Below are 12,410 nucleotides of genomic sequence, written 5' to 3' on the forward strand. Positions count from 1 at the left end.
ATTGTTCACTCCCTTATCAAACGGCTTTGAGTTGCGTTGCTGCGTCTTTGATCGCCTGGCGAATACGCACGTAAGTTGCACAACGACAGATATTGCCCGACATGGCAGCATCAATGTCGGAGTCTGTCGGATTCGGGTTGCTCTCCAGCAGAGCAACCGCAGACATAACTTGCCCCGACTGACAGTAGCCACACTGCGGTACCTGCAGTTCATCCCAGGCTTGTTGCACCACTTTTGCGGCACGACTTTCCACGCCTTCTATGGTGGTGATCTTCTGACCAACAGCAGCCTGAACTGGCGTCACACAGGAACGAATCGGCTGACCATTCAAGTGCACAGTGCAAGCGCCGCACTGCGCCATACCGCAGCCGAATTTGGTCCCGGTCATATCAAGATGATCACGAACAGCCCATAGAATGGGCGTGTCTGGCGATGCGTCGATTTCTCTATCGACACCGTTCACATTCAAAGTAACTGACATGGAGCTTCTCCTGCTCTCTTTATATTGAATTGGCGTGCGATATCCCGCTCAGATGATGGAGATTGCCGCACGTTGTATAGATAGTTTCATTGCTCATCACTAGCTATAGAGAAAATTATAGAAGTACGCGGATGATGTGTTAGACAGAAAATCCAAATTGTTTGCCTAATGTTCCAGAAAACCAAAAAACGTGGCAGAACGACCAATTAGCAAGCATTCTGGCGGCGATGGCGTTGTCATTAACTAAATTGAGGATTTATAAAAACAGCATCCTTAGATGCGCGTGGAGCGAGATTTTTATACGTATAAAGAACGAAATACATTCAAATTTGCCATCAACGTCAGAATAATGGCTACGTCAAAAATACCGAACACATACCTTACTGAAATTATTGACAAAATTTATTTTCATTTAAAGCGTATATGGTTATCGAAAAATGAATCAATAAGTGATACCTTGCACAACTTGCAGTAAAAATATGGATCAATATCACATATACGGACATGGTTTACTTTGGCTACAAAATAATAAATCAAGGTATATCAAACATATGTTTATCAAGAATCTTTCGATAGCGAAAAAGATTTCTTTTTCATTCCTGATCATTGCACTTATTAATATCGTTTTCGGCGTATTTTTATCTTCGGAACTCAAAAGCATCAAAGTTGAGCTGCTTAACTACACCGACGACACGTTACCAGCCGTTGAACGTGTCGACGCCATCAGAGACGATCTTTCCCGCTGGCGACGTTCGCAATTTGTGGCGTACACATTTGATGATCCAGAGAAAATACGCAATCAAATCTCTCGTAACCTTCGTAAACGTCAGGAAATTGCACGTGAATTAGAGTCATACGGTCAAACTGTCTGGCCTGGTGAAGAGCAACAGACCTATCAACAGGTCATGCGCTACCTAGAGACGTACCTGAGCACCATGGACCGATACAACGACACAATGTTGGCCAACGACAAAAGCAAAGCACAACCTATCCTTGCCTCTTCTTTGCCTGCTTTTGAAGCGGTTGATGCTGAACTCGGTAAGTTGATCAAGATCCTGAAACAGGCGATGGACAACAACCGGAATAATATCCTCAAGTCTATCAATGATCTGAGTTCTTCATCCATCATCAGCAATGTGGTGATTCTGCTAATCATGGTCGCAATGACATACCTGTTGACCCGTCTGATCTGTGGGCCATTAAAACTGGTGGTCGAGCAGGCAAACTCCATTGCTACCGGCGATCTGTCCAATGACATTGACCGTCAGGCCATCGGCAACGACGAACTGGGCGAACTGGCTGACGCCACCAGTAAAATGCAGGACGATTTACGTCAGGTAATCGACAATGTGATCGCCGCGGTTACGCAACTGAGCAGTGCCGTTGAGGAAATGACACAAATTTCCGATATTTCCGCGTCGGGGATGAAAGATCAGCAACTGCAAATCACGCACATCGCCACAGCCATGACAGAAATGAAAGCCGCGGTAGAAGACGTTGCCCGTAATACGGAAGAATCCGCCAGCCAGGCGAGCGAAGCGAACCAGCGCACCCAACACGGTGTTCAGGTGACTCAGCATATGGTGGATACCATCGAAGACGTCGCCAACGTAATTGGTAATGCCGGTGACACCGTGACGGAACTTGAACTGCAATCGAGTAAGATCAACGTCATCGTTGACGTTATCCGTGATATCGCCGATCAAACCAACCTATTGGCGCTCAACGCAGCGATTGAAGCAGCACGAGCAGGTGACTCTGGCCGCGGCTTTGCTGTGGTTGCCGACGAAGTCAGAACGTTAGCGGGCCGCACGCAGCATTCCACCAGTGAAATTACGACCATCATTGAGCAGTTGCAATCACTGGCAAAAGAAGCCAAATCGGCCACTGAACTCTCACGCAGCAGCATCACCGAATGCGCGCAGCAAGGCGTTCAGTCTAAGCAGTTGATGGGTGAAATCGAACGTTCCATTTCCGACATTTCAGATATGGGCAGCCAGATCGCAACCGCATGTAATCAACAAGATTCCGTTGCCGACGAGTTAAGCCGCAGTATCGAAAACATTCACTTCGCTTCGCAAGAAGTGTCGCAAGGCTCACAGCAAACCGCCCAGGCTTGCCGCGAACTAAGTCAGCTCTCTGTCTCACTTCAGGAAGTGATGGGCCGCTTCAAGCTCAAATAACACTTTCGATGCTCCGGCCTGGCCGGAGCATCAACCCAGAGCGATTCCGCTCAATATAGATACCCATTCAAGAAAACCAATACACCTGCGTATGGAGACTTTATGCGCTTTAAAAAAACTTTGCTCTCATTCTCAATTGCCACCGCAACACTTACCGCCATGCCTGCGAACAGCGCCCCACAACACCTGGTCAGTGCGGATATTCAACAAGAAGACATTCAGGCAGCGAACGCCTGGCTGGAGATTAACCTCGGGCAGTTTCGCGAGAATATTGAGCAATTTAAGTCTCACATGAACAGCCATACAAAAATTTGTGCTGTGATGAAAGCAGACGCTTACGGCAATGGCATTCAGGGCCTGATGCCAACGATTATTGAACAGCAGATCCCGTGTGTGGCTATCGCCAGCAATGCAGAAGCACAAGCAGTGCGCGACAGTGGCTTCGAAGGCCAATTGATGCGTGTGCGCTCAGCCAGCCTTGGAGAAATCAAAGACGCTCTTCATCTCAATGTCGAAGAGCTGATCGGCAGCGCGGCGCAAGCCAAAGCGCTGACCAAACTGGCTAAGACCTCAGGTCAAACAATCAAAGTTCACCTGTCACTCAACGATGGCGGTATGGGCCGGAATGGCGTTGACATGACCACCGAAGACGGCAAGCAAGAAGCTCAGCAAATCGCCAGCTCTACAGGCATACGCATTGTTGGTATCATGACCCACTTCCCGAACTATGACGCCGATGATGTAAGACGGAAACTGACGTCGTTTAAAGAGAGTTCTGCGTGGCTGATTGAGCACTCTCCCCTTCAACGCGATGACATTTTGCTGCACGTAGCAAACTCGTACACAGCGTTAAATGTACCAGAAGCACAGCTGGATATGGTGCGCCCGGGCGGAGTTCTGTACGGCGACCTGCCGACCAATCTGGAATACCCTTCGATTGTGTCGTTCAAAACTCGTGTGGCGTCTCTGCATCACCTGCCAGAAAACAGCACCGTTGGCTATGACAGCAGCTTTACCACCACTCAAGAGAGCCTGATGGCTAATATCCCGGTCGGCTACTCTGATGGCTACCCTCGCAAAATGGGCAACAAAGCGGAAGTCATCATCAATGGTCAGCGCGCGCAAGTCGCCGGTGTGGCCTCAATGAACACCACCATGGTCGATGTTTCCAATATCAAAGGAGTCAAGCCTGGTAGTGAAGTCGTACTGTTTGGTAGCTCGAAAGGCCAAACCATCTCTGCCGCAGAAATGGAAAATAGCGCCGAAGTTATCTTCCCGGAGCTTTACACCATTTGGGGCAATGCCAACCCAAGAATCTACGTAAAATAAGTGTTGGGCAGATAAAACAAAGCGAGCCTTTTGGCTCGCTTTATGTTTATTGCGCTGTTGCAGGTTCAGATTGAATCTTGTGCTGAATTTGGTGAATACCCAACTTCGACCTGCAAGCTTAATCAGGCTAAACGCGTTCGACTAACCCAAATTTTTTAAAAAAGTCCGATAAATCTAACGTGGCTAAGTCTTTAAACTCACCCGCATCGTAAAAACGTCCTTTACACGTCGGGCAACTTTCAAACCAAATATGCGGCTGCTTTGGATCCACCAGGCGCAATAACTGATTGTTCGGACACACTGGGCAATTGATACGGTCTATGGCGTTAAAGGCTTTACCCACTTCTTCATCACCCGAATCAATTACCTCTGCCAGAGGTTTCATTGCTTCGACTTCATAAGCGTCAATCCACAAACCCTTGCACTCAGTACAACGTTCCACATCACCCAACGGGGTTTGCAGCTGTTCGAAATCAGAATGACATTTTGGACACTTCATATTTATTCCTTGTTGATCCAGTTATATTTAATTGAGTAAAGCAAGCAGCGTCAGAACTGTGTATCACCACTGAACATAAGGCATTATACTCATTGTTTTTCTTTGTACGGCGTATAAATAACAAATTAATCATTTAATGAAGAATATCATTATTATGATGCCATCCAAATAACTACTTAACAACATTAACAACCGACTAATCAGACACTTATTACAATTTGATTAGTGTGTGGAGACTTGATAAACGTCACATCTACTCATAAGAAACTATTGATTATTTTGAAAATAAACCACCTATCTATTAGTATTTACGAAAAATCATCCCTCCAAAAAAAATTAAAAGGTATATGAATGAGTCTCAACTGGATTAACAAAATCCTATTTGGGGTGAGCTTGTTATTTATCAGCGCCAGTGCATTGGCAAAACAGCCTCAGGATCCCTACGTAGAATTCGTCAAAATGGACTTTTCTCCAAAGGTTCAAGACCTTGTCGCTCGTGTATTATCTGAGCAGTATTCCGTTTCTCAGTCTTCTATGGAAACGTTTGTGAAAGAAAACGTGTTTACTGAAGAATTAGAGACTGCACTCATAGCGCGTTACCAAGAGGTTGTGACTCGGGATGAAATGACAAAAATGGTTGATATTAAGCGCTCTGACTCTTGTCAAAAGATGCTGACTGACCCAAATATCTTTGAATTCTTATCAACGAACGTCCTTACCCCGGGTGTCACCGATGACCTTTTAGTTTGTCTTGAAAAGTTTCATAGCCTGTCAGGTGGTAAAGAAAAGCTCATCAAAATGACTGAGGCAAAATCCGAGATATTCCAACAAATACTTAAGAAGCATCAACCAGCTTTTAAGCAACTGATCAAGCCTGGTTTTATCTTGGCTGTGGCGAAGAAAATGAACGAACAAGCACCTGTTCAGGTCGATGATGCGCAACGTCTGGACAAAGCGATCGTCCTGAATAATACGTTAGAGATTCAATTTACCTATTTAGATACATTCGCTAAAGATGATTGGTTGGATATTGATTCTGAATTACTGAAATCTAATGTTTGCTCAAGCCTGTCAAGCATCCTGGATACTGGCGCATCAATCAGATACGTCTGGTTTGATCTGAACAAAACCTTTATCACATCGAAAACATACCAACCGAAAGACTGTGTTAGCTCTGATAGTTAAGTGAACAAAAAAGCGAACCGTCAGGTTCGCTTTTTTGTTTCAGGCTGTCGCTTCATACCGACTCTTTTGCCCGCGCGATGGCCGCTTCAATCGCAGATTTAGCTTGCGGGCTATTTTTCCAACACGTCGTTCTCAACATCGAAGCCACTCTGTCAGCAATCTCGTCTGCGCGATAAGTGGCAAGCTCTGACAGTGAATCAATACCGATCTCCTCGAATCGTTTGACTACCGTCGGCCCCACTCCTTTTACCGCTAACAGCGCTTGTCGTTCTGAATCTGAAAAGGCCATATATTCTCCCAAAACTAGCGTTATCACTGTGTGCCAAATGCTTTCGCAGACGCCATCATGTGGTTGATAGAATCAATTAAACGCTCGGCTTTGTCCAAGCGCCGAGTATAGAAACGTTTTACGATATGATGTTCATCATTTTTCAACTGTACTATGTACCAGTCACGTTTGCTGTAAAGCTCTAAACGGGATAATGAGTTGAAGTAGTAACGTGTCGAGACATCCAGTGTTTTAAGGTTTATCGACGAGAACACTAATTGTGAATTCACAACACCACTGCTTAGCCTCAATTCCGTCTGCTAACCCTAAATAGTCTTTAGTAATCACAACGCCTTCTGGCCGATATTTTAACGGCTGTTCCATAACCACCTGTTCGATGATCTTTGCTGCTAATTCATCACTTTGAACTAACTGGGCTGAATATGGAATCGAGGTTGCAGTACAACCACTTAGTAAAAGGAAGGAAAGTAACAAAAAGCGTTGAATCACCTCAAATGCCTCTACTGTGTTCACTAATATACAACTGGCAAGCGCAACGATTTGCTTTCAAAACGCAGGTTATCACTTTTGATCCAAGATGCTCACAACCGGCCACCATTGTGCCACCTTACTCTATATGCAACAACGCAAGTATATTAATAGTTAGATGTTTATCATGCTCTTATGATTTCAAAACGATGGTAACAATATCAAAACAGCGAGCCTCTATGTTTGCCTTTGAACGCGTTTCTGGACAAAAATGCGTTACGAAAAAATCGAACATTAGCAATTCATGAATAACTACAGGAATGCCAAAGTTGGTGAGAAGAGCTAGTGCGATGCTCAGGTGCCGATTATTACGCGCCAATACGTTCTATACCAAGGCAGCAATGCTATACAATAAGCTCAGCCGCCATAAGCTAACATTTGATAAAAACACCTAACATCCAGAAACTTTGGGTATTGCCTCATGCTAGAGTTCAACTGTTAATTTCTCTTAATTTTTACACCATCACCAAACGCTTCTTTCTCATTAGTAGTTACCGAAGCTGGTATAACCACATCAGTGAGCTTGTTATCAACAAACGCCCTATGACCAATGAAGGCCACCGAATCTGGGATGGCCACACTGATAAGCTGGTTTTCTCTAAAAGCCCCCCAACCAATAGTGGTCAGCGAGTCTGGAAGGATCACGTTGGTGAGCTTATTGTTATAAAACGCCTCAAACTCAATGGTTGTCACCGAGTTTGGGATTTCCACACTGGCGAGATAGTTGCTACTAAATACCCCCTGCTCAATAGTGGTCACCGAGTTGGGGATAGCTACAGTCCTGAGCAGGTTGCCAGAAAACGCTTTATCTCCAATTGTGGTCACCGAGTTTGGGATGGCCACGGCCATAAGCTGGTTGGCAGAAAACGCCTCATCTCCGATGGTGGTCACCGAGTTTGGGATGACCACGCTAATGAGATTGTTACCATAAAACGCTGCATCCCCAATGGTGGTCACCGAGTTTGGGATGCCCACGCTGGTGAGCTTATTACCATAAAACACTGCATCCCCAATGGTGGTCACCGAGTTTGGGATACCCACGCTGGTGAGCTTATTACCATAAAACGCTGCACCCCCGATGGTGGTCACCGAATCTGGAATGGTCACGCTGGTGAGTTTGTTGTAAGCAAACGCCCCCTCCCCAATGGTGGTCACCGAATCTGGAATGGTCACGCTGGTGAGCTGGCTTTCTCTAAAAGCTGCCCAACCAATAGTGGTCACCGAATCTGGAATAACAATGTTCTTTCTTGCTCCACCATAAGAAATGATGACCTTCTTATTTTCAGTACCATCATCATTTCGAGCAAAAATAAAGCCATCTGATGGCTCATTGTTAATTGATGATATTGCATTATTATTAAACGCCGCCCAACGAATAGTGGTCACCGAATCTGGGATGGTCACGCTGGTGAGATTGTGATCAAAAAACGCAAGTAAACCAATGGTGGTCACTGAATCCGGGATGACGACATCTGTCTCGTTACCGTCATAGCCAATAAGTAATGACTTATCAGTTGAACCATCAGGGTTTTTGGCATATTGCAACCCTTCCGTTGCTCGTTCACAGCCAGTAAGAAAGGCTAAACTAAGTAAAGTGCCTAGAATTTGGGTAGTTGCTTTCATGAGTCTTGCCCTTGATAATGTCATGACTGTTTCGTATTTTATTACTACCGTCATCTAATTCCCTTTACGAACGCATTAAAACGTTCACAGGTAGTAAGCTTTATTTTGAGATAAGAGGATGATAGCAGTACTTTCAGCGGTTAGTCATTCCCAACAAATTGTTAAGTTAATTTCACCATTCAAAAGGTTACTCTGGCCAGCCAAACACACCACAATGAGTGCTAAATCACGCTCTATCGGATAACTTGTTGTAGGGTAAAAACCTGTTAACTGAGTATTAATGAGTAAAAGTACTAAACAATAATGGGGCACAAATAAGCCAATTCATCGTCACCATTCAGATGAAACTAACATGCACACCTGTCTGCAGTGTTCAATGCAGAGCATTTAAGACGAAAAAAGCGAGCACTAGGCTCGCTTTCAAACATATGATTTCAATAACTACTACAGCAGTTCAACTGATTGTCGGGCGATGACGTATTCTTCGTTGGTTGGGATAACCATCGCCACCGCGCCCAGCAGCTCGGATTGAGCAATAATGCCAGCGCTGCCAAAGCGTGCCTCTTCGTTGCCCTTCTCATCTTCCACAAAGCCCAATAGTTTGAGGTTGTTGAGAATTTCGCGGCGAATTGGCAACGAGTTCTCACCGATACCGCCCGTAAAGATGATAGCGTCCAGGCTGTCGAGCGGAATTAGGTATGAACCAATGTATTTAGCAACACGATACGTGAAGACTTCGAACGCCAGTTTCGCGCCCTCATGCCCCTGCTCCATCGCTTCTAGAATCCCACGTGCATCAGACGTCAGGCCCGACACTCCGAGGAAACCTGACTTTTTATTCAGCGCTTCAAACACCTGCTCCTGACTCCAGCCTTTCTTCATCAGAAATTCGATGATCCCAGGATCCAGGTCACCAGAGCGAGTCCCCATCATCAAGCCAGCCAGCGGCGTAAAGCCCATCGACGTGTCAACAGACTGGCCATCGCGGATAGCACATACCGAGGCGCCATTACCCAAGTGGACAGAAATAAAGTTCGATTCCTCAGCCTTCTTGTCCAACATTTTAGCCGCTTCACGGCTGACGTAATAATGGCTAGTGCCGTGGAAACCGTATCGGCGGATCCCATACTGTTCATACAGTTCATGCGCAATTGCACCAGTGAACGCCTTGCGAGGCATAGTTTGGTGGAATGCGGTATCGAACACTGCGAATTGAGGCAGCTCAGGGAACGCCAGCATCGACGCCTGGATACCCTTCGCACCTGCCGGGTTGTGGAGCGGAGCAAGATCAGACAGGCTCTCAATTTCAGCCAGCACCTTATCATCAATACGAACAGTCGAAGTGAATTTTTCCCCGCCATGAACGATACGGTGACCAACGGCAACTATATCTTTGCTGAGCCCTAATGTGTCCATCAGGTCAACGATTCGGTTAATGGCGTGCTGGTGGTGATTGTCAGGGGCGGTGATCGCCTCTTCGGTTTTGTCACCGTCGTATTTCCAACTAATCACGGCTTCTGGCAGACCAAAGCATTCGCCAAGCCCACTGATGATGGCGTCACCGGTTTGAGAATCGATCACTGCGAATTTCAGCGAAGAGCTACCAGAGTTGATGACCAGCACGAACTTATTAGACATGAATTATGTATCCTGTTTCAGACTGAGGGTCGAAGTGTTTCACTTCTTGTTTGTATTGACCCATTATTCAATAATTTTTGAATCTTTCAACTTTGTTTTAATTTTTATTTTCTCTCAAACGAAATTTTCTTGATCTACAGCAAGCAGCGATTTTTTTTATCTGATGAAATATATCGGTGATCACAACGAATGCCCGGAGTGGCAACAAAAAACGTATCGTTACCACCCCGTTTGATTAGTCCCAGATCAGCACTATGGTTTCACGCCGGGCAAACATTTCCATGTGCTGCTCAAGCACCTGTTTGAGCATTGCCAGTTGCTTGTCGTCTTCCGATTCACAAAAAATACTCAGCGTGCTGCGCTTCTCATCGACTTCCATTCTGGCCGTACCAATCGGGAAATGAACTATGCCCTGCCATTCGTCCCATTGTGCATGCACTTTACGTGCAAAATGGCGACACAACACCACCAAATACTTACTGACATGTTCAGAGTGAACGTGAGTTTTTGCATGTAACATGACTTTCTCCAAATGCGATGGCTCAACGCAAAAAGGCTTGCCAAAAAATGGCAAAGCCTGAGCCGAAAAAGGATGATTAGAACTGATAAGCCGCTGAGAGCTTGACGTTACGTCCCGGTTCGTAGTCGTCGGTATTAAGACCACGCGCTAGGCCCGTCCGCGAAGCATGTGACACATAAGCCTCGTCAAAAATATTGTCGATTCCAAAAGTGACAGACAAGTTCTGCGCTTGTGAAGGCAACCATTGTACATACAGGTTGTGGACATTGTAGCCGTCTTTGTCTGCGGTTCCTTCCAAAACGTTGTCTTCATCCAGCACCACAATTGAGGTCCAGCCGAAAATGGTATCAATCGAATCCGCCTGATAATCCAGTGTCAGCGCAATGGAGTCGCCCATGTCTGAACTGCGTTCATTCTCCAGAACCGGACCGCCATTGGTTTTGTCTTTGTTATCCGACTTGGCATAAGACAGCTTCGAATTGAACTGTTTGTATCCATAAGAAGCACTGAACTCAAAGCCTTTGTACTCTGCATCCCCTTGGTTGACTATAGTGTAACCAGCCCCGTTCCATTCCTCAGCGTGATAATCGTCAATGTCCGTTCTGAACAGCGTCAGACTCGAACTGATGAAGTGATCATCAATACGTTTGTTAAAGCGCACACCGCCTTGCGTATTCAAACCGGTTTCCGCTTTGATGTTGTCATCCAGATAGGTCGTGGTCTGATAACGGACAAAGGTTTCCAGTAATTCCGGACCTTTAAACAAGCTGCGCGTGCTGGCAAATAAGGTCCAGTCTGAGTTGATATTCCATTCTGTCGCCAGCGCCCAGGTCACATCGTCGAAACTGTCTGTGCCCGTTTCGGCTTCACGTTTGTAGTCGTCAAAACGCAAGCCCGCTGTCACGCTCCAGTTGTCCAGCAGATACACTTTGTCTTCGACAAACACCGCCGTCGAAATTGCGCTCTCATCCATGTATTTCTTGCCACCGTATTTACTGGTGCTGTTTTTGTTCATGTAATCCAGGCCATATGTCACGTGGTTACTCAGGCCAATAAGGCTAACATCCGAATGGAACGTCGCGTTAACCCCGGTATTGCGGTTGGTGGCGGTGTTGCGTGACGCACGCCCCATGCGTTCCCAACCCGTTTTGCTCTCATCACGATCGATTTCGGTTTGACTGCTGTACACCACCACTTTGCCATTGTGATGCTGCTTATCAAGCGCATAACTTAAAGTGACCGTGTCACGGTCATAATCGGTGGGAATCAACAATTCACCGCTGAGTCCTTCGTTTGCACCACCGTTCATGTCCGGACGCGGACTGTAATCACCGCTGTCGCGATAAAGGTCATAGGAGAGTTCAAAACGGTGGTCCATTGAAGGTTCAAACCCGATTTTGCCGAGAATGTTGTATACATCACCAGCTGCACCGAAGGTCTCTTCACCATTGCCATCTTTAAAGTTTTTATGTTCAACGTAATGACCGTAAATCATGGCGTCGACGCGGTCGCTTAACTGGCCAAAGGCCGTTAGCGATCCCTGTCGGTTGTCATTGGTTGCGTAACCACCAAACACCCGGGCACCAAAACGTTCGTTGTATCGCAACAAATCCTTGGCATTTTTGGTTTCGAAATAGACCGCCCCGCCCAGGCCATTCTGAGTCACGGAGTTGTTGCCAACTTCAACATCGACCGATTTGAGAATGTCCGGATTGAGCGTCAGGTTGCCAATATGATGAAACATATTGGCATGTTGAGATGCCCCATCAAGACGAATATCCAAGTCGGTTTCCCCTAAACCACGAATGTTAATTCGTTGGTTGACCGAGTGAGTACCACCGACATCAACCCCGGGAATATCGCGTAGCAAGTCAGACATGTGATCCGCTTGTTTTACCGACATATCTTCCGCCCCCAGTGACTCTGAGTTACTCGAGACTTTGGTTCCCCATACAACGACTTCATCAAACTGAGTGTTTTCCTCTGCAACAGCCGGAGCCGCCAACATCATGCTGATCACTAAACCCAGTAAGGTTCTTTTATGAGGTGTAGTTTTAACCCTTTTCATGAAATTTATCCCACAAATACAAATGATAACAATTCGCAATTATGATAAGTTTCATTACTATTAACGG

General features: G+C 46.0%; 12 protein-coding genes. 3 read left to right on the forward strand and 9 right to left on the reverse strand.

All coding sequences use genetic code 11. The features are described 5' to 3' along the window. Nucleotides 1-16: 16 nt before the first annotated feature. A complete protein-coding gene (locus CAG64_RS20355) occupies nt 17-481 on the reverse strand; it encodes a (2Fe-2S)-binding protein (protein ID WP_161448876.1) in 465 nt (154 codons plus the stop codon). Nucleotides 482-1,032: 551 nt separating this feature from the next. Between CAG64_RS20355 and CAG64_RS20360 the strand changes: the two genes are divergently transcribed. Next, nucleotides 1,033-2,664: a methyl-accepting chemotaxis protein gene (locus CAG64_RS20360; protein ID WP_161489003.1), complete on the forward strand. Its 1,632-nt coding sequence runs from the start codon at nt 1,033-1,035 to the stop codon at nt 2,662-2,664. Nucleotides 2,665-2,766: 102 nt separating this feature from the next. Next, nucleotides 2,767-3,993, forward strand: coding sequence for an alanine racemase (gene alr, locus CAG64_RS20365; RefSeq protein WP_161489002.1), 1,227 nt, complete (start codon nt 2,767-2,769; stop codon nt 3,991-3,993). 127 nt (nt 3,994-4,120) lie between these two features. Here the strand turns inward: alr and CAG64_RS20370 are convergent, their stop codons facing one another. Beyond that, a complete protein-coding gene (locus CAG64_RS20370) occupies nt 4,121-4,492 on the reverse strand; it encodes a zf-TFIIB domain-containing protein (RefSeq protein WP_021704788.1) in 372 nt (123 codons plus the stop codon). A gap of 351 nt (nt 4,493-4,843) precedes the next feature. On the opposite strand from CAG64_RS20370, the gene CAG64_RS20375 reads away from it, so the two are divergent. Then, nucleotides 4,844-5,677: a hypothetical protein gene (locus CAG64_RS20375; RefSeq protein ID WP_161447617.1), complete on the forward strand. Its 834-nt coding sequence runs from the start codon at nt 4,844-4,846 to the stop codon at nt 5,675-5,677. Nucleotides 5,678-5,729: 52 nt separating this feature from the next. Here the strand turns inward: CAG64_RS20375 and CAG64_RS20380 are convergent, their stop codons facing one another. The 7 genes from CAG64_RS20380 to CAG64_RS20405 form a co-directional block, all read right to left on the reverse strand. Continuing rightward, nucleotides 5,730-5,966 carry a hypothetical protein gene (locus tag CAG64_RS20380; RefSeq protein ID WP_021704790.1) on the reverse strand — a complete coding sequence of 79 codons (237 nt, stop codon included), beginning with the start codon at nt 5,964-5,966 and terminating at the stop codon, nt 5,730-5,732. A 23-nt stretch (nt 5,967-5,989) separates the two neighbouring features. Beyond that, a complete protein-coding gene (locus tag CAG64_RS23940; RefSeq protein WP_237668201.1) occupies nt 5,990-6,235 on the reverse strand; it encodes a hypothetical protein in 246 nt (81 codons plus the stop codon). After that, entirely contained in the window at nt 6,198-6,479 is a 282-nt protein-coding gene (locus tag CAG64_RS23945) for a hypothetical protein (RefSeq protein WP_237668200.1), read from the reverse strand. Before CAG64_RS23945 ends, CAG64_RS23940 begins: the two co-directional genes overlap by 38 nt. A 453-nt stretch (nt 6,480-6,932) precedes the next feature. Then, nucleotides 6,933-8,117, reverse strand: a complete 1,185-nt coding sequence (locus CAG64_RS20390) for a leucine-rich repeat domain-containing protein (RefSeq protein ID WP_161447618.1) — start codon at nt 8,115-8,117, stop codon at nt 6,933-6,935. 444 nt (nt 8,118-8,561) lie between these two features. Next, complete coding sequence (locus CAG64_RS20395; protein WP_161447619.1) at nt 8,562-9,755, reverse strand: acetate/propionate family kinase; 1,194 nt, start codon at nt 9,753-9,755, stop codon at nt 8,562-8,564. Between the two features lie 235 nt (nt 9,756-9,990). Then, entirely contained in the window at nt 9,991-10,275 is a 285-nt protein-coding gene (locus tag CAG64_RS20400) for a DUF2218 domain-containing protein (RefSeq protein WP_161447620.1), read from the reverse strand. A 76-nt stretch (nt 10,276-10,351) separates the two neighbouring features. After that, nucleotides 10,352-12,343, reverse strand: a complete 1,992-nt coding sequence (locus tag CAG64_RS20405) for a TonB-dependent siderophore receptor (RefSeq protein ID WP_161447622.1) — start codon at nt 12,341-12,343, stop codon at nt 10,352-10,354. Nucleotides 12,344-12,410: the final 67 nt, after the last annotated feature.

The organism is Vibrio sp. V38_P2S17PM301, from assembly GCF_009904845.1.
Taxonomy (GTDB): domain Bacteria; phylum Pseudomonadota; class Gammaproteobacteria; order Enterobacterales; family Vibrionaceae; genus Vibrio; species Vibrio proteolyticus.

Bases quoted from the DNA above. Each gene is read 5' to 3' on its own strand.
- CAG64_RS20355 (WP_161448876.1), bottom strand. From the start codon at position 481: ATGTCAGTTACTTTGAATGTGAACGGTGTCGATAGAGAAATCGACGCA.
- CAG64_RS20360 (WP_161489003.1), top strand. From the start codon at position 1,033: ATGTTTATCAAGAATCTTTCGATAGCGAAAAAGATTTCTTTTTCATTC.
- alr (WP_161489002.1), top strand. From the start codon at position 2,767: ATGCGCTTTAAAAAAACTTTGCTCTCATTCTCAATTGCCACCGCAACA.
- CAG64_RS20370 (WP_021704788.1), bottom strand. From the start codon at position 4,492: ATGAAGTGTCCAAAATGTCATTCTGATTTCGAACAGCTGCAAACCCCG.
- CAG64_RS20375 (WP_161447617.1), top strand. From the start codon at position 4,844: ATGAGTCTCAACTGGATTAACAAAATCCTATTTGGGGTGAGCTTGTTA.
- CAG64_RS20380 (WP_021704790.1), bottom strand. From the start codon at position 5,966: ATGGCCTTTTCAGATTCAGAACGACAAGCGCTGTTAGCGGTAAAAGGA.
- CAG64_RS20390 (WP_161447618.1), bottom strand. From the start codon at position 8,117: ATGAAAGCAACTACCCAAATTCTAGGCACTTTACTTAGTTTAGCCTTT.
- CAG64_RS20395 (WP_161447619.1), bottom strand. From the start codon at position 9,755: ATGTCTAATAAGTTCGTGCTGGTCATCAACTCTGGTAGCTCTTCGCTG.
- CAG64_RS20400 (WP_161447620.1), bottom strand. From the start codon at position 10,275: ATGTTACATGCAAAAACTCACGTTCACTCTGAACATGTCAGTAAGTAT.
- CAG64_RS20405 (WP_161447622.1), bottom strand. From the start codon at position 12,343: ATGAAAAGGGTTAAAACTACACCTCATAAAAGAACCTTACTGGGTTTA.